The organism is Klebsiella sp. K-3 (assembly GCF_051207495.1).
Taxonomy (GTDB): domain Bacteria; phylum Pseudomonadota; class Gammaproteobacteria; order Enterobacterales; family Enterobacteriaceae; genus Klebsiella; species Klebsiella aerogenes.
This window is the reverse complement of sequence record NZ_JBPNXF010000004.1, coordinates 293,868-315,938: the sequence shown is the minus strand read 5'-3', so window position 1 is coordinate 315,938 and position 22,071 is coordinate 293,868. Positions and strand designations below refer to the sequence as shown.

20 protein-coding genes are annotated in these 22,071 nt (G+C 55.9%); 14 read left to right on the top strand and 6 right to left on the bottom strand.

Going from position 1 to position 22,071, the window contains the following annotated elements; genetic code table 11:
- The first annotated feature begins 12 nt into the window (after positions 1-12).
- The 8 genes from ACSEMK_RS08400 to yejF all read left to right on the top strand — a co-directional run bounded on the left by ACSEMK_RS08400 (position 13) and on the right by yejF (position 10,085).
- Positions 13-990, top strand: coding sequence for a CobW family GTP-binding protein (locus tag ACSEMK_RS08400; RefSeq protein ID WP_430914766.1), 978 nt, complete (start codon positions 13-15; stop codon positions 988-990).
- 42 nt (positions 991-1,032) lie between these two features.
- Positions 1,033-1,740 carry a phosphatase PAP2 family protein gene (locus tag ACSEMK_RS08395; RefSeq protein WP_087860148.1) on the top strand — a complete coding sequence of 236 codons (708 nt, stop codon included), beginning with the start codon at positions 1,033-1,035 and terminating at the stop codon, positions 1,738-1,740.
- Between the two features lie 426 nt (positions 1,741-2,166).
- Positions 2,167-2,736, top strand: a complete 570-nt coding sequence (mepS, locus tag ACSEMK_RS08390) for a bifunctional murein DD-endopeptidase/murein LD-carboxypeptidase (protein ID WP_047043201.1) — start codon at positions 2,167-2,169, stop codon at positions 2,734-2,736.
- A gap of 203 nt (positions 2,737-2,939) precedes the next feature.
- Positions 2,940-4,502, top strand: a complete 1,563-nt coding sequence (locus ACSEMK_RS08385; RefSeq protein ID WP_087860147.1) for a cyclic di-GMP phosphodiesterase — start codon at positions 2,940-2,942, stop codon at positions 4,500-4,502.
- A gap of 57 nt (positions 4,503-4,559) precedes the next feature.
- Positions 4,560-6,365: an extracellular solute-binding protein gene (locus ACSEMK_RS08380; RefSeq protein WP_113374352.1), complete on the top strand. Its 1,806-nt coding sequence runs from the start codon at positions 4,560-4,562 to the stop codon at positions 6,363-6,365.
- 9 nt (positions 6,366-6,374) lie between these two features.
- Positions 6,375-7,469 carry a microcin C ABC transporter permease YejB gene (locus tag ACSEMK_RS08375; RefSeq protein WP_316424256.1) on the top strand — a complete coding sequence of 365 codons (1,095 nt, stop codon included), beginning with the start codon at positions 6,375-6,377 and terminating at the stop codon, positions 7,467-7,469.
- Complete coding sequence (locus ACSEMK_RS08370) at positions 7,469-8,494, top strand: microcin C ABC transporter permease (RefSeq protein ID WP_047043209.1); 1,026 nt, start codon at positions 7,469-7,471, stop codon at positions 8,492-8,494. Before ACSEMK_RS08375 ends, ACSEMK_RS08370 begins: the two co-directional genes overlap by 1 nt.
- A 1-nt stretch (position 8,495) precedes the next feature.
- Positions 8,496-10,085 (top strand): microcin C ABC transporter ATP-binding protein YejF, encoded by a 1,590-nt coding sequence (gene yejF / locus ACSEMK_RS08365; protein WP_430914765.1) that lies wholly within the window; start codon positions 8,496-8,498, stop codon positions 10,083-10,085.
- A 3-nt stretch (positions 10,086-10,088) separates the two neighbouring features.
- Here yejF and ACSEMK_RS08360 read toward each other — a convergent pair whose 3' ends face one another.
- From ACSEMK_RS08360 to rsuA, 3 genes are all read right to left on the bottom strand, one after another.
- On the bottom strand, positions 10,089-10,433 hold the full coding sequence (locus tag ACSEMK_RS08360) for a YejG family protein (RefSeq protein WP_045391356.1): 345 nt from the start codon (positions 10,431-10,433) through the stop codon (positions 10,089-10,091).
- Between the two features lie 331 nt (positions 10,434-10,764).
- A complete protein-coding gene (locus tag ACSEMK_RS08355; protein ID WP_087860143.1) occupies positions 10,765-11,961 on the bottom strand; it encodes a Bcr/CflA family multidrug efflux MFS transporter in 1,197 nt (398 codons plus the stop codon).
- On the bottom strand, positions 11,958-12,677 hold the full coding sequence (rsuA, locus tag ACSEMK_RS08350) for a 16S rRNA pseudouridine(516) synthase RsuA (protein ID WP_047043216.1): 720 nt from the start codon (positions 12,675-12,677) through the stop codon (positions 11,958-11,960). The genes ACSEMK_RS08355 and rsuA overlap by 4 nt, the downstream gene beginning before the upstream one ends.
- A 148-nt stretch (positions 12,678-12,825) precedes the next feature.
- Here rsuA and ACSEMK_RS08345 point away from each other — a divergent pair, with 148 nt between their 5' ends.
- Positions 12,826-14,583 (top strand): DEAD/DEAH box helicase, encoded by a 1,758-nt coding sequence (locus ACSEMK_RS08345; RefSeq protein WP_430914764.1) that lies wholly within the window; start codon positions 12,826-12,828, stop codon positions 14,581-14,583.
- Between the two features lie 136 nt (positions 14,584-14,719).
- On the top strand, positions 14,720-15,004 hold the full coding sequence (rplY, locus tag ACSEMK_RS08340) for a 50S ribosomal protein L25 (protein WP_015365674.1): 285 nt from the start codon (positions 14,720-14,722) through the stop codon (positions 15,002-15,004).
- Positions 15,005-15,062: 58 nt separating this feature from the next.
- Here the strand turns inward: rplY and ACSEMK_RS08335 are convergent, their stop codons facing one another.
- Complete coding sequence (locus ACSEMK_RS08335) at positions 15,063-15,950, bottom strand: LysR family transcriptional regulator (RefSeq protein WP_087860141.1); 888 nt, start codon at positions 15,948-15,950, stop codon at positions 15,063-15,065.
- A 103-nt stretch (positions 15,951-16,053) separates the two neighbouring features.
- On the opposite strand from ACSEMK_RS08335, the gene ACSEMK_RS08330 reads away from it, so the two are divergent.
- A complete protein-coding gene (locus ACSEMK_RS08330) occupies positions 16,054-17,340 on the top strand; it encodes a serine hydrolase domain-containing protein (protein ID WP_430914763.1) in 1,287 nt (428 codons plus the stop codon).
- Between the two features lie 20 nt (positions 17,341-17,360).
- Here ACSEMK_RS08330 and ACSEMK_RS08325 read toward each other — a convergent pair whose 3' ends face one another.
- Complete coding sequence (locus ACSEMK_RS08325; RefSeq protein WP_087860139.1) at positions 17,361-17,957, bottom strand: NUDIX domain-containing protein; 597 nt, start codon at positions 17,955-17,957, stop codon at positions 17,361-17,363.
- Positions 17,958-18,039: 82 nt separating this feature from the next.
- Here ACSEMK_RS08325 and ACSEMK_RS08320 point away from each other — a divergent pair, with 82 nt between their 5' ends.
- Positions 18,040-18,801, top strand: coding sequence for a DeoR/GlpR family DNA-binding transcription regulator (locus tag ACSEMK_RS08320; protein WP_430914784.1), 762 nt, complete (start codon positions 18,040-18,042; stop codon positions 18,799-18,801).
- Positions 18,802-18,840: 39 nt separating this feature from the next.
- On the opposite strand, the gene yejK is transcribed toward ACSEMK_RS08320, so the two are convergent.
- Positions 18,841-19,848, bottom strand: coding sequence for a nucleoid-associated protein YejK (gene yejK / locus ACSEMK_RS08315; protein WP_015365669.1), 1,008 nt, complete (start codon positions 19,846-19,848; stop codon positions 18,841-18,843).
- 188 nt (positions 19,849-20,036) lie between these two features.
- Here yejK and ACSEMK_RS08310 point away from each other — a divergent pair, with 188 nt between their 5' ends.
- Both ACSEMK_RS08310 and yejM read left to right on the top strand, forming a co-directional pair.
- The gene (locus tag ACSEMK_RS08310) at positions 20,037-20,264 is read left to right on the top strand and encodes a YejL family protein (RefSeq protein ID WP_045377048.1); all 228 of its coding nucleotides are present in this window, start codon (positions 20,037-20,039) and stop codon (positions 20,262-20,264) included.
- A 19-nt stretch (positions 20,265-20,283) separates the two neighbouring features.
- Complete coding sequence (yejM, locus tag ACSEMK_RS08305) at positions 20,284-22,044, top strand: LPS biosynthesis-modulating metalloenzyme YejM (protein WP_087860137.1); 1,761 nt, start codon at positions 20,284-20,286, stop codon at positions 22,042-22,044.
- The last annotated feature ends 27 nt before the right edge of the window (positions 22,045-22,071 follow it).

The window sequence follows — 22,071 nt, the reverse complement described above, 5'->3', positions numbered from 1 at the left end:
GCTGGAGAAATTGTGACCAAAACTAACCTGATCACGGGCTTTCTCGGCAGCGGCAAGACGACCTCAATTCTTCATCTACTGGCCAATAAACCTGCGGATGAAAAATGGGCCGTGCTGGTCAACGAGTTTGGCGAAGTCGGCATCGACGGCGCCCTGCTGGCGGAAAGCGGCGCGTTGCTAAAAGAGATCCCCGGCGGCTGCATGTGCTGCGTCAACGGTCTGCCGATGCAGGTTGGGCTCAATACGCTGTTGCGCCAGGGAAAACCTGACCGTCTGTTGATTGAGCCTACCGGGCTGGGCCATCCGAAGCAAATTCTCGATATCCTCACCGCCGCCGTCTATGAACCGTGGATCGATCTGCGCGCGACGCTGTGCATTCTCGATCCGCGCCAGCTGTTGGAGGAAAAGAGCGTGGCCAATGATAATTTCCGCGATCAACTGGCCGCAGCCGATGTCATCGTCGCCAATAAAAGCGATCGGGCGACGCCGGAAAGCGATGCCGCTTTTGCCAACTGGTGGCGGCAGTACGCCGGGGAGCGCCTGCAGGTAAACGCCACCCAGGGGAATATCGAGCTCGCGCTGCTGGATCTCCCACGCCGTAACACCGCCCCGCTGCCGGCAAGCCCGGACCACGTGCACAGTCACGGACAAAAGCAGGGTTTGGCGGCGTTAAATCTACCGGCGCATCAACGCTGGCGTCGCAGTGTTAACAGCGGCCAGGGATACCATGCCTGCGGCTGGATTTTTGATGCTGATACCCAATTTGACACCGTTGGGTTGCTGGAATGGGCGCGCCTGGCGCCGGTTGGCCGGGTGAAAGGCGTGATGCGTATCGCTGAAGGATTGGTGCGAATCAACCGCCAGGGACTCGATCTGCACATCGAAACCCAAAACGCGCCGCCGCCGGATAGCCGCATCGAACTGATTTCCGAGTCAGAAGTTGACTGGAATACCCTGCAGTCCTCGCTGTTGAAGCTTCGTTTAAGTTAATGCGGCTATTTTTGGCCGCTGTTTAAAAAAATCGCATTCGTTATGACTAAAAACCGTATACCCCTAATCTTGCTGCTGAACGCCGCGGGCGTGGCCTTATTTTGTTCCTGGTATCTACCGGCAAACCACGGTTTCTGGTTCCCGCTTGACTCGGCTATTTTTCACTTCTTTAACCAGGGCGTGAGCACCAACCACGCGTATGCCTGGCTGTTAGCCATCATCAACAATCGCGCTTTCGACGCCTGCTCGCTGCTGGCGATGGGCTGTCTGATGCTCAATTTTTGGATCAAAGCGCAGAGCGCTGAACGCCGCCGCATTATCCTTATGGGGCTGGTGATGTTGCTCGCGGCGGTGATTATCAATCAACTTGCCCAGCATTTGATGCCGGTACAGCGCGCCAGCCCTTCGTTGTTCTTTACGGATATTACGAAAGTCAGCGACGTGGTCTCACTGCCAACCAAAGACGCTTCAAAAGATAGCTTTCCGGGCGACCACGGCATGATGTTGCTCATTTTCGCCTCGTTTATGTGGCGATATTTCGGCCGCCGGGCATTTATCATTGCACTGGTTATTTTTGTGGTTTTTGCTTTCCCGCGAGTGATGATCGGCGCCCATTGGTTCACCGATATTGCCGTAGGTTCGCTCAGCGCGGTGCTGATAGGCGCGCCGTGGGTATTAATGACCTCGCTTTCCGATAAGTTGATCGCCTGGTTTGACCGTTCGCTTCCGGGTGGAATAGCAAAAAAATAAGATCATTTTTACATTTTATTAATATTATCCATAAGGGGTCGTTCTGACCCCTTTTTTTATATTTGCTGATGATTTATTCGCGACATCATCTTCCTGTCACATTAATCATCATTGAAATGAAGATATTGCATATTTTTCAGCCAAAAAAGGCGCTATTTTCCCCTTTGCCGATGATTCACTTTTTGTCGCAAAAATACTTATAAGAAATCGCGCAAAACCGCTCGCCATCCCACGTTTGATAGGGTAATCTCTTTCTCGTTTTGCCTTCCCAAGCAACACAATTCATCATCTGAATAAAAATGTGCGGTACTCCACATTTTTAGGCTTAAGGAATTGTCTCATTGCTTTCTGGAATCTAGGCTCTACCACGTTTGGCATTTTTTATAACGACATTGTCGTTAAGGACAACAAGGGAAAATAAACATAATGGTCAAATCTCAGCCGATTTTGAGATATATCTTGCGGGTCGTCCCCGCGATTGCAGTTGCGGTTCTGCTTTCCGCGTGTAGTTCAACAAGTACCGCCAAGAATATGCATTCTGAGACGCATGCTGTGGGTAGTGGAGATTTATCATCACTGCAAGCCTCTCAGGATGAATTTGAAAAAATGGTCAGCAACCTGGACGTGAAGTCCCGCTTGATGGACCAGTATGCTAGCTGGAAAGGCGTGCGTTACCGCCTTGGCGGCAGCACCCGGAAAGGGATCGATTGCTCGGCGTTCGTGCAGCGTACTTTCCGTGAACAATTTGGTCTGGAACTGCCACGCTCAACTTCCGAGCAGCAGGATTCCGGCAAATCGATTTCGCGCACTCAGCTGCGTACCGGTGATTTAGTGCTGTTCCGTGCGGGCTCTACGGGCCGTCATGTTGGTATCTACATCGGCAACAACCAGTTTGTACATGCCTCTACCAGCAGCGGCGTCACCATCTCAAGCCTGGATGAGCCATACTGGAAAAAGCGCTATAACGAAGCGCGTCGCGTTCTGAGTCGTTCCTGATCCTTCTTCTTACCGTCGGTTATCCCTTGGCTGACGGTGAGAAATGAAAAAACACTGCCCCGGCGGTGTTTTTTTTGCTTTTCCGCCGATGAACTCCGCAAAATAAGCTATGTCTTTACAAGCTATGCCTTTTAAAGGAAATGGAACCATACTCTTCTGGCACCCCATTGGCATGATTCAATAATACGGACAGATTCTGGCCTATGCTAACCCGCTACTTTTCACCCCGACGTAAAATCTGGCTTACCAGTATTTGCATTGGCGTTGCCGTCGCGCTACTGGCCGGCAGCATCCAGTTTATGGTTATCTACCACAACCGCTCTGAACGTTTCGATCAGATAATCAATAACGTCAGTCACTACCTTAATAGTTATTTCGCCGATTTAAGCGAAACCATCGATGGCCTGCAGCCTCTGCTCGATCAGCCCTGCGAGCATGTTGACTCCGGACTGGCCGCCAGCGCCGCCTTTAGTCCGAACGTACGCGCCTTCCTGCTGGTGAAAAACGGTAAAGCGTTCTGTTCATCCGCCACCGGCGCAATGAACACACCGTTTAAACAATTGATACCGCAGCTTGATACAAATAAAGCCCTGGATATGGCCATCCTCCAGGGCACACCGATGATGCCGGACACCGCCGCGTTGGCAATGTGGGTGCAACGTCCCGGCGATCGAGACAGCGGCATTTTTGTATCCATCAATGCTAATCTGACGCCTTATATCCTCTATACCGCACGGCAGAATGACTTCAACGGTATTGCGCTGGCCATCGGCCATACTGCAATTTCTACCTTCAGCAGCAAAATTATCGACCCGCTATCATTGCCCAATGAGCCGATACGCCAGATTCAGGTTCCGGGGCTACCGCTAAAAGTGTATCTCTTTTCCAACAGCTGGCTTGGCGAGAATACCCAGTTCGCCCTGCTGCTTGGCGTGGTATGCGGTATGCTCGCAGGCTTACTCAGCTACTACATTTTGACGATCAAATCCGATCCGCGGAAATCAATCCAGCTGGGGATCAAAAACAACCAGTTCTACGTGGTCTACCAGCCGGTTGTAAGAGCCGACACCCTGCAGATTAGCGGCGTTGAAGTGCTGATGCGCTGGCGGCATCCGGTGGTTGGCGAGATCCCGCCAGACGTCTTTATTAATCTGGCGGAAACGCAGCAAATGATCGTGCCGCTTACCCATCACCTGTTAATGTTGATCGCCCGCGACGCGCCGACTCTGCAGCGTATTTTGCCGCGCGGTACCAAGCTTGGCCTGAATATCTCGCCCACCCACCTGCATGCCGCCGATTTTCAGCAAGATATGCAACGTTTTGCCGCCGCGTTACCCGCAAACTACTTCGACGTCGTGCTGGAAATAACCGAACGCTCGATGATCGATAAAAACCAGTCGATGGCCATTTTTGAGTGGCTGCATCAGCAGGGCTTCGAAATTGCTATTGATGATTTTGGTACCGGCCACAGCGCGCTGATTTATCTGGAGCGCTATAACTTTGATTATCTGAAGATCGATCGTGGTTTTGTACAGGCGATCGGTACCGAAACCGTCACCTCTCCCGTCCTGGATGCGGTCTTAACGCTAAGCCGCCGTCTGCAGCTGAAAACCGTGGCTGAAGGCGTAGAAACGCCGGAGCAGGCGGAATGGCTGCGCGCTCACGGCGTGAAATATCTACAAGGTTACTGCTTCAGCCGCCCGCTGCCGCTGGAGAAACTGGTTGCCGCCCATGATGAGCCGGCAAATTATTTCACAAGCCGCTGAGGGTCGCTTATGATGCGAAACTACCGGGGTTAATGGTCAGAGGATGATATTCCAACTATGTTTGCGCGCATCGGCCTGCTGCTGCTGGCTTTATTTAGCCTTAGTAGCCAGGCGCAAACCATTAAAGAGAGCGAGGCGTTCGCTATTATCGGCGAGCCAAAGTATGCCGTTGACTTTCATCACTTCGATTACGTCAACCCGGACGCGCCCAAAGGCGGCAGTATCACGCTTGCCGCCATTGGCACCTTTGACAATTTCAACCGCTACGCCCTTCGCGGTAATCCCGGCGTACGTACCGATGCGCTGTATGACACTCTGTATACCACCTCGGACGATGAACCGGGCAGCTACTACCCGCTGATTGCCGATCGCGCGCGCTTTACTGATGATTTCTCGTGGATGGAAATTACCCTCAACCCGCGAGCCCGCTTTCATGACGGTAGCCCGATTACCGCCAGCGACGTTGCTTTCACCTTCCACAAATTTATGACCGAAGGGGTGCCGCAGTTTCGTCTTATCTATAAAGGAACGACCGTCAAAGCCATCGCCCCGCTGACGGTGCGCATTGAACTGGCCAAGCCGGGCAAAGAAAATATGCTCAGCCTGCTGTCCTTGCCGGTAATGCCCGCGTCATTCTGGCGCCATCATAAACTGAGCGATCCCCTTTCAACACCGCCGCTCGCCAGTGGCCCCTATCGCATCAGCAGTTGGCGGATGGGGCAATATATTGTCTATTCGCGAGTCGAGAACTACTGGGCCGCCGACCTGCCGGTGAACCGCGGACGCTGGAACTTCGACACGATTCGCTATGACTACTATCTCGACGATAACGTCGCTTTCGAAGCCTTCAAAGCCGGAGCGGTAGATATGCGCGAGGAGAGTTCGACAAAAAACTGGGCGACGCGCTATATCGGGCGCAACTTTAGCAACGGTTATATAGTGAAAGACGATCGCACGACTACCTCGGCAAAGGATACCCGCTGGCTGGCTTTTAATACTCAGCGCCCGGTCTTTGCCGACCGCCAGGTGCGTGAAGCCATCACCCTTGCATTTGATTTCGAATGGATGAATAAGGCGCTGTTTTACGGCGCCTACAGTCGGCCAAACAGTTACTTTCAGAATACAGAATATGCCGCTCGTGATTACCCGAAGGCCGATGAACTCACTTTGCTGGCGCCGTTGAAAAAAGATTTGCCGCCAGAGGTCTTTACCCGGATTTATCAGCCGCCCGTTTCCAACGGCAATGGTTTCGATCGCGCCAATTTACTTAAAGCAGATGCCCTGTTGAACCAGGCGGGATGGGTGCTAAAAAATCGTCAGCGCGTTAATGCCAAAACCGGCAAACCGCTGCGTTTTGAGCTGCTGCTCGCCTCCGGCGGCAACGTCAGTTGGGTACTACCGTTCCAGCATAATTTGCAGCGTTTAGGCGTGACGATGGATATCCGTCAGGTGGATAACTCCCAGGCCAACAGCCGACTGCGGAGCCGCGATTACGACATGATGCCCTCACTGTGGCGCGCCACCGCCTGGCCAGATACGGGTTTACAGGTTTCGTGGGCCTCGGACTATATTAACTCCAGCTATAACGCGCCGGGAGTGCAGAACCCGGCGGTCGACGCGTTGATTGCGCAGATCGTGCGCTGGCAGGGCAACAAACAGAAGCTTCTGCCGCTGGGCCGCGCGCTCGACCGGGTGCTGACCTGGAACTATTACATGCTGCCGATGTGGTATATGGCGCAGGACAGGACGGCCTACTGGAATAAGTTCTCCTTCCCGCAAACTCGCCCAACCTACTCCTCCGGTTTTGATGGCTGGTGGTACGATGTTAACAAAGCCGCCAGGCTTCCCGCGGACCGACGTTAAGGATTTAAGATGGGCGCCTACCTGCTCCGCCGACTATTACTGGTGATCCCGACACTCTGGGCCATCATCACCATCAATTTTTTTATCGTGCAGATTGCGCCAGGCGGTCCGGTCGATCAGGCGATCGCCGCCGTGGAGTTCGGCGACCGCAGCGGGTTGCCCGGCGCAGGAGATAGCGGTATGAGCGCCAGCCATGCGCGTACCGGCGTCGGCAATATCAGTGAAGGCCATTATCGCGGCGGACGTGGGCTCGATCCGGAAGTGATTGCCGAAATCACCCACCGCTACGGCTTCGATAAACCGATTCACGAACGCTACTTTAAGATGCTCGGCGACTATCTGCGTTTTGATTTTGGCGATAGCCTGTTTCGCAGCGCCTCGGTGCTGCAGTTAATTAAAGACAGCCTGCCGGTGTCTATTACCCTCGGCCTGTGGAGCACGCTGATTATCTACCTGGTGTCGATACCGCTGGGGATCCGTAAAGCCGTCAGTAACGGCAGCCATTTCGACGTCTGGAGCAGCACATTTATCATCATCGGTTACGCCATCCCGGCATTTCTGTTCGCGATATTACTGATCGTGATCTTCGCCGGCGGCAGCTATTTCGATCTTTTTCCGCTGCGCGGCCTGGTCTCCGCTAATTTTGATAGCCTGCCGTGGTATCAGAAGATCGCCGACTATCTCTGGCATATCACCTTACCGGTGCTGGCGACGGTGATTGGCGGTTTCGCCGCCCTGACGATGCTGACTAAAAACAGTTTCCTTGATGAAATCCGCAAGCAGTATGTGGTGACGGCCCGCGCTAAAGGCGTCGGGGAAAAACAGATCCTGTGGAAACACGTTTTCCGCAACGCCATGCTGCTGGTGATTGCCGGTTTTCCCGCCACTTTTATCAGCATGTTCTTTACCGGTTCGCTGCTGATTGAGGTGATGTTCTCGCTCAATGGTCTTGGGCTGCTCGGCTACGAAGCCACCGTGTCGCGTGATTACCCGGTGATGTTCGGCACTCTGTATATCTTCACGTTAATCGGCCTGTTATTAAACATTGTCAGCGACATCAGCTATACGCTGGTCGATCCGCGTATCGATTTCGAGGGCCGCTAATGTCATTTCTCTCCCCCGTTAATCAGGCTCGCTGGGCGCGTTTTCGCCACAATCGCCGCGGCTACTGGTCGCTATGGATCTTCCTGGCGCTGTTTATTTGTAGCCTGTGCGCCGAGCTTATCGCCAACGATAAGCCACTGCTGGTGCAGTATCGCGGCAGTTTGTACGTACCGGCGCTGAAAACCTATAGCGAAACAACCTTCGGCGGTGATTTTGCCACCGCCGCCGACTATCAGGATCCCTGGCTGCAAAAACGGCTAGCGGAAAACGGCTGGGTGCTGTGGGCTCCGGTACGTTTCGGCGCCACCAGCATCAATTTCGCCACCGACAGCCCCTTCCCTTCGCCGCCGTCCCGGCACAACTGGCTGGGTACCGACGCTAACGGCGGCGATGTATTCGCGCGGATCCTCTATGGCGCGCGGATCTCATTATTATTCGGCCTGCTGCTGACGCTCTTTTCCAGCGTGCTTGGCGTACTTGCCGGAGCGCTACAGGGCTATTACGGCGGGAAGCTCGACCTGTGGGGGCAGCGTTTTATCGAAGTATGGTCCGGAATGCCGACGCTATTTTTAATTATTCTGCTCTCAAGCGTGGTGCAACCTGATTTCTGGTGGCTGCTGGCGATCACCGTTTTATTTGGCTGGATGACGCTGGTCGGGGTGGTTCGCGCCGAATTCCTGCGCACTCGTAACTACGATTATATTCGCGCCGCACAGGCGCTGGGGGTCAGCGATCGCCATATTATCCTGCGCCATATGCTGCCGAATGCGATGGTCGCCACCCTCACCTTCCTGCCGTTTATTTTGTGCAGTTCGATAACCACTCTGACCTCACTCGACTTTCTCGGCTTTGGCCTGCCGCTAGGCTCGCCGTCGCTGGGCGAACTGCTACTGCAGGGGAAAAATAACCTGCAGGCGCCGTGGCTGGGGATGGCGGCATTTTTGTCGGTGGCGGTGCTGCTGACGTTGCTGATTTTTATCGGCGAAGCGGTCCGCGACGCCTTCGATCCGAGTAAGGCGGTATAACATGAGCCAGCCGTTATTAGACATTGACGACCTCTCTATCGCCTTCCGCCAGCAGGGAGCAAGCCAGACGGTCGTCAGCAACCTGACGCTGCGGATTGCCGCGGGTGAAACGCTGGCGTTGGTCGGTGAATCCGGCTCCGGCAAGAGCGTCTCCGCGCTGTCGGTGCTGCGCCTCCTGCCCTCGCCGCCGGTCAGCTATCCCAGCGGCGATATTCGCTTTCACGGTCAATCATTGCTGCACGCCGATGAACGAACCCTGCGCGGGATCCGCGGCAACCGCATCGCGATGATTTTCCAGGAGCCGATGGTGTCGCTCAATCCGCTGCATAATCTGGAGAAACAGCTGTACGAGGTGCTCTCGCTGCACCGCGGCATGCGCAAAGAGGTGGCGCGCGGCGAAATCCTCGACTGTCTGGACCGGGTTGGGATCCGTAATGCTTCACGGCGGCTTGCCGACTATCCGCACCAGCTTTCCGGCGGTGAACGCCAACGGGTAATGATCGCCATGGCGCTGCTGACGCGCCCGGAGCTGCTCATTGCCGATGAACCGACCACCGCGCTGGACGTCTCGGTGCAGGCGCAAATTCTGCAACTGCTGCGCGAACTGAAGCATGAGCTCAACATGGGGATGTTGTTCATCACCCACAATCTGAGTATTGTCCGCCAGCTTGCCGACCGGGTGGCGGTGATGCAAAACGGACGCTGCGTCGAACAAAACGGCTGCCGGGAGCTGTTTCAGGCGCCCGCGCATCCGTATACCCGCCGCCTGCTGGATAGCGAACCGACCGGCAAACCGGTGCCGCTGCCCGCCGACGCGCCCATCCTACTACAGGCCCGCGATCTCAATGTCGCCTTCCCTATCCGCAAAGGGATCCTGCGCCGGGTGGTCGATCACAATCGGGTGGTCAACCATCTGACTTTTACCCTGCGGGCCGGAGAAACGCTGGGGCTGGTGGGAGAGTCGGGTTCCGGAAAAAGCACCACCGGCCTGGCGCTGCTGCGGCTGATTAACTCCAGCGGAGAAATGCAGTTTGCCGGCGAGTCGATCCAGGGGCGAAATCGCCGCCAAATGCTGCCGCTGCGCCGACGCATTCAGGTCGTCTTTCAGGATCCGAATTCCTCGCTCAACCCGCGCCTGAGCGCCCTGCAGATTATCGAGGAAGGATTACGCGTTCACCAGCCGACGCTGACGCCCGCGGAACGTGAACACGCGGTAATTCAGGTAATGCAGGAAGTGGGACTCGACCCCGCGACGCGACAGCGCTATCCGGCGGAATTCTCCGGCGGCCAGCGCCAGCGTATCGCCATTGCCCGGGCGCTGATCGTCAAACCGCAGCTGATTGTGTTAGATGAACCGACTTCATCACTGGATAAAACCGTGCAGGCGCAGATCCTGGCGCTGCTGAAGACGCTACAGCAAAAGCATCAGCTGGCCTATCTGTTTATCAGCCACGATTTACGTGTTGTACGGACGCTCTGTCATCAGGTGATAGTGCTGCGGCAGGGAGAAGTCGTCGAGCAGGGTGAATGCGAGCGCGTATTTACGGCACCGCTTCAGGAGTACACCCGCCAGCTGCTGGCGTTAAGCTGACGGTCAGAAGGGGTTGTTGCCAGAAAAAGGCTCGGCAATGGCCACGCCGAAATTTTTCAGTCGGCAGGTAGCGGCAAACTCATCCTGCATATTAACGAACAGGCACGGCTCGCCTTCACACTCGAGAATGGAACAATCCACTTCGATGTCGCTCAGCGCCTGGCTCAGCGTACGCATCACCGGCCACGCTTTCTCGCCGTCCGGGCTGAGCAGTTTTAATGCCACCAGGCTATTTTCGCCCTGCGCGCCGTTTTGCGGAATCGGTTCAACTCTTGAACCCGCAAAACCGGCCAGCCAGCGATAGCTCTGCGGCAGTCGGTGTACGATAGAGAGTTGCTGTGTATTCACTTGGTTTCCCCGGAAGCAAAAGGCTTCACAATAAATTTACATCAATATTAACACATTGTTGACAAATAGTCCTGCAACAGCTTAGAAAACGCTTACACCCGCATCGGGCCAGGGCTAACAGCTTATTATCCAGAACTTTATAGTTGCCTTGCGGAAACAGTTCGCGGCTATATGTACCCGTTTCTGTGATCCAAAACAACTTTTTTATCGCAACATTGCGACTTTTTACACTAATTGATTTTACATAAAAGAAACAAATAGCTAAACAGGGAAGCCGATTTCGGTTGATATGTATCAAAAAAGGGGCAGAAATCGCCCCTGAAAATGTGACTTAATGTGCGACTTTTCGTCGCCGGCTGGCGTACAGATAGAAGAGAATGGAGCTCGCGGCGCAAAAAGCGATAGAAATCAGCATCGGCCAGGCGGTGGTAAAAGTGGCCATCGACAGCAACGCGCCGATAATCGCGCCAATCCCAAAACGAAATGTTCCGGCCAACGACGATGCGGTTCCCGCCATATGCGGAAACTCGTCGAGGATCACCGCCATGGCGTTAGAGGAGACCATTGATACGCAGCCGACGAACGCCGCCACGCCCACCACCAGCGACCAGAAACCAACATCAAGTAGCGCGCACACCACCATCCACACCGCCATCGCCAGCTGGATCCACAGCCCGGCGCGGAACATGTTCAATGCGCCGACCCGGCGAACAAAGCGGCTGTTAATGATGGTCATGATGAACAGGAACACGATATTCAGCGCAAAATAGTAGCCAAAGTGCTGCGGCGACACGTGATTAATGTTGATGTAGACGAATGGACCCGCGCTGAGGAATGAAAACATGCCGGCGAAACTAAAGCCGCTGGCCAGCATATAGCTGAGCACCCGCTTGTGGCGAAACAAGGTGGCGAAGTTGCCAAGCGTGGTGCGAATATGAAATTTCTGCCGCCTTTCTACCGGCAGCGTCTCGCTAATAAAGAAAGCGATCATCGCCGACGCCAGCAGCGCCGCCAGCGCCAGGATCCAGAAAATCGCGTGCCAGCTGAACCACACCAGCACCGCGCCGCCGACCATCGGCGCCACCAGCGGCGCAATGGTGGTGACCAGCATGACAAACGACATCATGCGCGAGAACTCTTCTTTCGGGTAAATATCGCGCATCAGGGCGTTGATCACCACGCTGGCCGCCGCGGCCGCCAGGCCGTGGAAGAAACGCATAGTAATCAGCATCTCGATGGTCTGCGATAACGCGCAGGCCACCGCCGCCGCGGCGAAAATCAGCGTCCCGCCGAGGATCACCGGTTTACGGCCAACGCTGTCGGCCATCGGCCCGTACAGCAACTGCCCCAGCGCAAAGCCCAGAATATAGGTGCTGAGCGTCATTTGCGCGCTGCCGTCCGGCACGTTGAACTGCGACGAGATGACCGGCAGCGCCGGCAGATACATATCAATCGACAGCGGCATTAACATGGCCAACAGACCAAGAATAAACACAATCCCCAATGAAGAATTCTGCTTTGTCGTCACGTTTTACTCCGTGCTTGTGGGGCGCCAACGCTGGCGATTTCGTCCGCCGTCAGCGGACGGTATTCGCCGGGCTCCAGCGACGCATCGAGGGTAATGTCGCCGATACGCTCGCGATGTAATCCCACGACGTGGTTACCCACCGCCGCGAACATGCGTTTTACCTGGTGGTAGCGGCCTTCGCTGATGGTCAGGCGCACTTCTGTCGGAGTGATGACTTCGAGGACAGCAGGTTTGGTGAGATCTTTTTCATTATGCAGCTGCACGCCTTTGGCAAACTGCTCGGCGACGCCCTCTTCCAGCGGGTTTTCCAGCTCCACCAGATAGGTTTTTTCGCAGTGATGGCGCGGCGAAGTAATGCGATGTGACCACTGCCCATCATCGGTCATCAGTACCAGACCGGTGGTGTCGATATCCAGACGCCCGGCGGCGTGCAGCTTATGGGCAACCGGCTCATCGAGGAAATAGAGGACCGTTGGATGATCGGGATCGTCTGTTGAACAGACATAACCCTGCGGCTTGTTGAGCATAAAGTAACGAGGGCCGTGCTGCTGGGTCAGCGTATTGCCGTCATATTCCACCTCGTGCTCCGGCTGGAGCTTAAAAGAGGCATCTTTCACAATGTCGCCGTCCACGGTAACGCGGCTACCGCGGATTTCACGCCCGGCAATAGCACGGCTGACGCCAAGCTGCTGAGCGATAAACTTATCAAGTCGCATGAGATTTTTTTAGCCTGTAATAATGCTGGAGCGGGCAATTCGCCCGAAAAAGAAGAATTCCATTGGTTAGTATAACGGGCTCTTAACACCACTCAAGGGAAAAGATTCATGGCATACTATTTGCGAGTTAATTAACCCCCGAGAATTGATGACTTTTACACTACGCCCCTATCAAAAAGAGGCGGTCGATGCCACGCTTGCCTGGTTCCGCCGCCATCACGAACCTGCCGCCATCGTGCTGCCGACCGGTGCCGGTAAAAGTCTGGTGATCGCCGAACTGGCGCGGCTGGCGCGCGGACGCGTATTGGTTCTGGCCCATGTTAAAGAACTGGTGGCGCAGAATCACAGTAAATACTGTGCGCTTGGGCTGGAAGCGGATATTTTCGCCGCCGGTCTGCAGCGTAAAGAGAGCCAGGGCAAGGTGGTCTTCGGCAGCGTGCAGTCGGTGGCGCGTAATCTTGAGCAGTTTCAGAGCGAATTCTCCTTACTGATCGTCGATGAGTGCCACCGTATCAGCGACGATGACGACAGCCAGTATCAGCAAATCATCAGCCACCTACGACAGGTGAACCCACAGCTCAGGCTGCTCGGCCTGACCGCGACCCCCTTTCGCCTGGGCAAGGGTTGGATCTATCAGTTCCACTATCACGGTATGGTACGCGGCGACGAGAAAGCGCTGTTCCGCGATTGCATCTACGAGCTGCCGCTGCGTTATATGATTAAGCACGGCTACCTGACGCCGCCTGAGCGCCTCGATATGCCGGTGGTCCAGTACGATTTCAGCCGCCTGCAGGCGCAGAGCAATGGCCTGTTCAGCGAAGCTGACCTTAACCACGAGCTGAAAAAACAGCAGCGCATCACGCCACATATCGTTAGCCAAATCGTTGAGTTTGCCGAAAGCCGTAAAGGCGTGATGATCTTCGCCGCGACCGTCGAGCATGCGCGGGAAATTACCGGCCTGCTGCCGCCCACGCAGGCGGCGCTGATTACCGGCGAAACGCCGGGGGCGGAGCGCGATCGCATCATCGAAGCTTTTAAAGCGCAGCAGTATCGCTATCTGGTGAATGTCGCGGTACTGACCACCGGCTTTGACGCGCCGCACGTCGATCTTATCGCGATTCTTCGGCCAACCGAGTCGGTAAGCCTTTACCAACAAATTGTTGGCCGCGGCCTGCGTCTGGCGCCGGGCAAAACCGACTGTCTGATCCTCGACTATGCCGGTAATCCTCACGACCTGTACGCGCCGGAAGTCGGCACGCCAAAAGGCAAAAGCGATAATGTCCCGGTGCAGGTCTTCTGCCCGGCCTGCGGTTTCGCCAATACTTTTTGGGGGAAAACCACCGCCGACGGCACGTTGATTGAGCATTTTGGCCGCCGCTGCCAGGGCTGGTTCGAAGACGATGACGGCCACCGCGAACAGTGCGACTTCCGCTTTCGTTTTAAAAACTGCCCGCAGTGCAACGCCGAGAATGACATTGCCGCCCGCCGCTGTCGCGAGTGCGACACTGTACTGGTCGACCCGGACGACATGCTGAAGGCGGCGCTGAAGCTTAAAGACGCGCTGGTGTTGCGCTGCAGCGGCATGGCGCTTCAACATGGCAGCGACGAAAAAGGCCCGTGGCTAAAAATCACCTATTACGATGAGGACGGCGCCGATGTCAGTGAGCGCTTCCGTTTACAAACGCCCGCGCAGCGTACCGCTTTTGAGCAGTTGTTTATCCGCCCGCATACCCGTACGCCGGGGGTGCCGCTGCGCTGGATAACCCCGGCGGATATCATTGCCCAGCAGGCGCTACTGCGAAATCCAGACTTTGTCGTCGCCCGTATGAAGGGGCAATACTGGCAGGTGCGGGAAAAAGTGTTCGATTATCAGGGCCGTTTCCGTCGCGCCAATGAGCTACGTTAATCCGCCAAAAACTGAGGTTTTGATTGCCGCTGTGCCGATAGGCGGCTATAATGCCGCCCGCTTTTGCATTCGCAAAGCAGATAATCTGCCTGCTGCTGGGTCGCCTGTTGCAGGCTTTATATATAGAGAGACATCAATGTTTACTATCAACGCAGAAGTACGTAAAGAGCAGGGTAAGGGTGCGAGCCGCCGCCTGCGCGCAGCTAACAAGTTCCCGGCAATCATCTACGGTGGCGAAGCTGCTCCGGTTGCTATCGAACTGGACCACGACAAACTGTGGAACATGCAGGACAAAGCTGAGTTCTACGGCGAAGTTCTGACCCTGGTTGTCGATGGCAAAGAAGAAAAAGTTAAAGTTCAGGCTGTTCAGCGTCACGCGTTCAAGCCGAAACTGACCCACATCGACTTCGTTCGCGCTTAATCGCCGATAGCAAGTTGTATGGCAAACGCCCTGGTGTCTTCTGACCCGGGGCGTTTTGTTATCTGCGCCGCCATAGCCCTGGCGCGTCATCAACTATCTCTCCCAGCGCGCGGTGTTTATTCATTCCCGGCAACCACAGCATCACCATGGTAACGTTAAGCCCCTGATTACCAACCTCGGTGGCAATTTCAGCAACCCCCTGCCACTCGTCGGGCTGTAAATGATCGGGTAAAAACCCCCAGCCCTGCCCCTGCTCCATTGCGTGGCGCAACATGGTGATTTCATTCATATACAGCGTATGGCCGGATATCTGCAGCCGGCGGGCGATTTGATCGTCGCTGCGCCGGTGCATCACTAACTGCGGGGTGAGCGATAAATTCAGCAACGTCAGCGGCCTTGCGGCCTCAGCGAACAATCGCTGCGCGGCGTAAAAGCGTAAATCAACGGTACCCAGCGCCCGCCACTCCATTTCGCTACCCAGCGTACGATTATTCGCCTGGCAAATGGCCATATCCGCGACGCCATCGCCCAACGCCTGTTCGGCTTCGCGACGCGAGGCGCTCCAGCAGCTTAAACGGATCTGCCGCCGGGCAAGCGTATCGGCCAGCAAACAGAGGAATTCACGCGGCACGAAGGGATCGTACACCAGGCGTAACTCCTGCCAGGCCGTTTGCGGCAGCGTTTGCGCAAAAGACTCGAAAGCCTGCGCCTGACGCAACAACAAATGCGCCTGGCGAAAAAGCTGCTCGCCCTCGGCGGTTAAAGTCAGGCTACGCCCTTCACGGCTGAATAGCCGGTAGCCCAAGGCATCTTCCAGGTAATCCAGCAGATCGCGAAGCGTCGTACGGTCTTTCCCTAAACGGATCGCCGCCCGCGACAGGCTGCCGGTCTCAGCAATTGTCGCGAAGGCTTCAATCTGTGCAAAAGAATACTGCAGGGTTTTCATCCTTCTCTCCCTTTCGGGGGAAAATCCCCCACATGGTGATTTTAGCCACCGCGCGCCGATTTATATACTGCGATGCGAATCTATGGCAAATGAGGAAATGAAAATGATAAGAAAACCACTGGTCCTGGCGTTAATTTTGGCGGCGCTGCCGGCGGCGGCAATGGCGCAAAACTGCGGCGGCCTGACGCTGGATGTCTGCCCCACGCCTTACGATCAAACGCTACCCGCGGCCAAAGACATGCTCACCTGGGATCAGGCGTCACGCGTCGTTGGCTTTCGTAATGACTATCGCAACTATGCTGGCGACGTTTTCCGTCACGGCGCATCGGTCCCGCTAGAGCGCGCTAAAAAGCAGCTGACCGATGCCCGCTACACGCTCAACGGCCATACCTGGAATTTGCAGGATTACCTGAAGCGCGAAAACGTCAGCGGTATGCTGGTGCTGAAAGATGGCAAAGTCGCCTGGAAATATCTCGCCGAAGGTAATACCGACACCACGCTGTGGACCTCGCGCTCGGTGGGCAAATCGGTCGTCTCGACGCTGGTCGGTATCGCCATTCAACAGGGTAAAATCCACTCCCTCGATGACCTGATTACCGTTTATGAACCCGAACTGAAAGGCACCGCCTGGGACGGCGTGACGCTCAAGCAGCTCATTCAACATACCAGCGGCGTGGAATGGAATGAAGATTACACCAATCCACAGTCGCACTTCGCCCGCCTGACCCAGTGTGAAGCGCAGCCCGGCGCCTATGATTGCGTGCGTAAAATTGTGTCGACGCTATCGCGCAAACACCCGGCAGGCGAGCAGTGGTCCTACTCTTCCGGCGGCGCCTGGCTGCTGGGCGATGTGCTGGAGCGCGCGACCGGTATGTCGCTGGCCGCCTGGCTTGAACAATCATTGTGGCAGCCTGCGGGCATGGCCCACGATGGCGTATGGCATGCTTACAAAAAAGGTCAACATGATGTCGGCGCCCACGGCTTTAACGCCACCCTCGAAGACTGGGGTCGCTTTGGCGAGTTTGTCGCCCGCGATGGCCGCCTGAGCAACGGTAAACAGCTGGTGCCCGCAGGCTGGTTCGATCAAACCGCAAGCTGGACAAAAGCGCTGAACTCGGTTTCAGCCGCGCATCCGGAAGGTATCTACGGCTATCAATGGTGGAATAACGCTATTCCGGCCAATGCGCAAAACGTACAGCCAACGCCGCAGGAAGGGCTGAAAGGCTCGCTGTGGGCGCTGGGGATCTACGGCCAGGTGATTATGGTGAACCGTGCGGAACATCTGGTGATCGTGCAGTGGTCAACCTGGCCACAGGCGGAACCGTCCTTTAACGCACAGCCGCTGGAAGCGGCGCTGATGTACAGCGCCATTGCCCGCGAATTGCGCTAATCTTGCCGGCTCCTTGCCGCTTAACCGGCAAGGAGCGTATCGGCATTTAACGCCAGATGCTGCAGCAGCATAATGGTTTTCGCATCCACGATTTCACCCTCGCGAATGGCCTGTAACGCCCGCGCCAGCGGCCACTCCAGCACTTCAATATCCTCTCCTTCCGCCGCCAGCCCGCCGCCATCGCCACGGCGATCGTCCGCGGAGTATTCGGCAATAAAGAAGTACAGCTTCTCGGTAACCGACCCCGGGCTCATAAACGCGGTGAATACCGGCTCGATGCGGGTAACGCGAAATCCGGTCTCCTCTTCCGCTTCGGCGATAATGCGCTCTTCCGGCGAGGCGTTATCCAGTAATCCTGCGGCAGCTTCGATCAGAAAGCCGTTGTGACCGTTGATCCACACCGGAAAACGAAACTGGCGGATGAGCACCACGCTCTGCTTATGGCGGTTATAGAGCAGAATAACCGCGCCGTTGCCGCGGTCGTAGGCTTCCCGGCTCTGCTCCTGCCAGCGCCCGTCCCGCCGCAACAGCTCGAAGGTATATTTTTTCAGCGTGTACCAGTTATCTGACAAGAGCGTTTCGCGAACGTGGCGAACGCGCGGTGCGTCTGCGTGCATGTTTCTTCCCCTTCTAAGGTGACAGCAGGCAACATAACATGCATAATCGTGCACAAACAAGATCAATCGTGAAGTGAACAACATGCTCGCCAGCCAGAGAAAACAGCATATCCTGCAGATCCTTGCCGCAGAAAAACAGGTGATGTCGGGGGAGTTAAGCCAGCGCTTTCAGGTCTCAGAAGACTCCATTCGTCGCGATCTGCGCGAACTGGCGGCGGAAGGTAAGCTGCAACGAGTCCACGGCGGCGCGCTGCCGGTATCGGCCGCTATTGCGCCAATAGAAAGCAGAAAAAGCGTGCAGATGGCTTCCAAACAGGCGATAGCCCGCCGGGCGGCGGCGCTTATCCAGCCAGGACAGGTGGTTATCGTCGATGGCGGCACCACCACCACGGCGATGATCGCCGCGCTCCCCGCCGACCTTGCTTGTACCGTGGTGACGCACAGTCCAGGGATCGCCGTGGCGCTGGTCGAGCATCCGCGGATCGAGGTGATCCTGCTCGGCGGTACAATGTTTAAACATTCGGTAGTCACGGTCGGCGCCGAGACGCTAGCGGCGATGGCGCGGATTAATGCCGATCTGTTCTTTATGGGGGTGACCGGCGTGCACCCGCATGCGGGCTTTACCACCGGTGATTATGAAGAGGCGGGCATTAAGCGCGCGCTGGCGGCCAGAGCCGCAGAAACCGTGGTGATGGCCTCTGCCGAAAAAATTAATTCCGCCTCCGCGTTTGCCATCGGCGAGCTTAATCTTGCCAGCACAGTGGTTATCGACAGCGAACTGGATGACAAGTTACGTCAGAAGCTTAAGCAAAGCGGCGTCGGGATTATTCAGGTAGCAGGTTAACCCGGCGGCATCATGTTCCGCCGGGATAATCAGCAGGGATTAATTACCGCCTGAGGTACGGCGCTGCAGCTGATCGCGCAGATTCGGCGGCGTGCCTTTAATGGTCAACGTATCCGTTGCCGGATCCCAGAATACGCGCTCGCCTAACAGCATCGCGTCAAAATTGATGGTCAAGCCGCCGCCGCTACCGGCAAATTTGGTCAGCTGGCGCAGCGTACTGCGGTCCGCCGGGAAGCTCTCCTCCAGCTCATAGCCCTGCTCAGCGGTAAACTCCTGGAAACTCTTTTCGCTGACGCCGGAGAGCTCTTTAGACAGCGACTCCAGCTCGATCTCTTCGCCCGCCTGCAGCTGTTCGTTACAGTAGGCATACACCTGCTGGCGCACGTTCTGGCGCTCGGATTTATCCAGCTGCGCGTCAGCGGCGAAATCATCCACCGCCTGCAGCAGACCGCGGTTCTGCGCTTTGGCATTGAGCCCTTCGCTGGCGCCGAGGAAGTCCATGAAGAAATCGGCGACTTTACGCCCCACCCGCCCTTTCAGGAAGGTCAGATAACGGGTCGATTCGGGATTGGTTTCCCACTCGGTCAGATCAATACGCGCCACGATGTCGGCATGGTTGATGTCCAGGTAATGGGTGGAACTGATATCCAGCTCTTCGTTAACGCGCATGCTGCTCAGATTATTGAGCACCGCCACCAGCAGATACTCGACCGCCAGGTAACGATACTGACAGAACAGCACAATGCCGCCTTCAGCAAATGGATACTTCGCCAGCTCATCGCGCAGGCGGCCGGTTGCCGCACGGCTGAAAGGAAGAAACTCTTCTTCACCCTGACGCTGTAAACGCAACGCTTGCGCCAGCTCGCTCTCTTCATTAAAGAGGCCGTAGGCTTTGCTTTTTGCGCTGTAGACACGATGCAGTTCAGCCATCATTTCCACGACAGTGGCATTTGGTTCCAGCAGCGACTCGCGCAGCACCAGTTCCAGATTCTGTTCATCACGTTTGATCAACTGATGCAGGGCAATCTGGTCGATATCCAGACTCATGTTAAACTCTCCTTTTAGACCGGGCGGTATTCAACCACCACCGGGACGACGACGCAACCGGCAGATGCCTCTTTTACGCTTGAGTCTCGCGTTGCTGGGCGCTTTTGCGCCGTGGCGAAAAAATGCGGAAAAAAAGCTGCTGCTACGGTAATATGTTGCCCTTTCACGAACAAACAGATTTTGAGTTTATGCCACAAATATCCCGCTATAGCGATGAACAGGTCGAGCAGCTGCTCAGCGAGCTAACGAACGTCCTGGAAACACACAAAGCGCCGGTTGACCTGTCACTGATGGTGCTGGGCAATATGGTGACCAACCTGATCAACAGTAGCGTCGCGCCGGCGCAGCGTCAGGCAATCGCCCGTTCTTTCGCCCAGGCGCTGCAATCGTCCATTAACGACGATCCCGCGCACTAAGGATAACGAACAACAGTATATGGTGACTCTTCGTCAGCCCTACCGAGAAAAAGTCTCCCAGATGGTCAGCTGGGGACACTGGTTCGCCCTGTTCAACATGTTGTTGGCAATGGCGCTCGGCAGCCGCTATCTTTTTGTCGCCGACTGGCCAACGACGCTTGCCGGGCGGGTATTCTCGTATGTCAGCCTCGTTGGTCATTTCAGTTTTCTGGTTTTCACCAGCTATGTACTGATTCTCTTCCCGCTGACCTTTATCGTCGGCTCGCAGCGACTTATGCGCTTCCTGTCGGTCATCTTCGCCACCGCCGGGATGACGCTGCTGCTGATCGATAGCGAAGTCTTCACTCGCTTCCACCTGCACTTAAACCCTGTCGTCTGGGAACTGGTGATTAACCCCGACCAGAACGAGATGGCTCGCGACTGGCAGCTGATGTTTATCAGCGTACCGATCATCTTCCTGCTTGAGATGCTCTTCGCCACCTGGAGCTGGCAAAAGCTGCGCAGCCTGACGCGCCGCCGCCACTACGCGCGCCCCGTCGCCTGGTTTTTCTTTATTTCGTTTATCAGCAGCCACCTGATTTATATCTGGGCGGATGCCAATTTCTATCGCCCGATCACCATGCAGCGGGCCAACTTACCGCTCTCTTATCCGATGACCGCTCGCCGCTTCCTTGAGAAGCACGGCCTGCTCGATGCGCAAGACTATCAGCGCCGTCTGGTTGAGCAAGGCGCGCCGGAAGCGGTCTCGGTGCAGTATCCGCTGAGCGATCTGCGCTATCGCGACCTCGGCACGGGCTACAACGTGCTGCTCATTACGGTGGATAACCTCAACTATTCACGCTTCGAAAAGAACATGCCGCAGCTGGCTGCTTTTGCGAAAGAAAGCGTCAACTTTAGCCAGCATATGAGCTCCGGTAATAGCACCGATAGCGGAATGTTCGGCCTGTTCTACGGCATATCGCCGGGTTATATGGATGGCGTGCTCTCGGCGCGGATCCCGGCGGCGCTGATTACCGCCCTCAACCAACAGGGCTACCAGTTGGGCCTGTTCTCATCGGACGGTTTCAGCAGCCCGCTTTATCGCCAGGCGCTGCTGTCGGACTTCTCGCTGCCGGCGGCTAAAACGCAGAGCGATGAACAAACGGCCGACCAATGGATCGGCTGGCTGGATCGCTACGCCCAGGATGAGAACCGCTGGTTCTCGTGGGTATCGCTGAACGGCACTAATATTGATAACAGCCAGCAGCAGAATTTTGCCCGCACCTACGGGCGCGCCGCGGGCGACGTCGATACGCAAATTGGCCGCGTGCTCGACGCGCTGCGTAAAGCGGGCAAACTGGATAATACGGTGGTGATTGTTACCGCCGGGCACGGTATGCCGCTGGATAGCAAGCAGGGTAAATTCGACTGGTCACGCGGCAATCTGCAGGTACCGCTGGTTATCCACTGGCCGGGAACCCCAGCGCAGGAGATCTCAGCGCTCACGGATAACAAAGACGTGATGACGACGCTGATGCAGCGTCTGCTACACGTCTCAACGCCAGCGAATGAATATTCGCAGGGCGAAGACCTGTTTAGCCCGGCGCGCCGCCGCAGCTGGGTCACCGCCGCTAATAGCGATACACTGGCGATTACCACGCCAACGATGACCGTAGTGCTCGACCACAACGGCACCTATCACACCTGGAACAGCGATGGCGAGAAGGTGAAAGACCAAAAACCGCAGCTTAGCCTGCTGCTGCAGGTGCTGACGGATGAAAAACGCTTTATCGCTAACTGATTGATTAATTTTAAATCAATCAGTTGT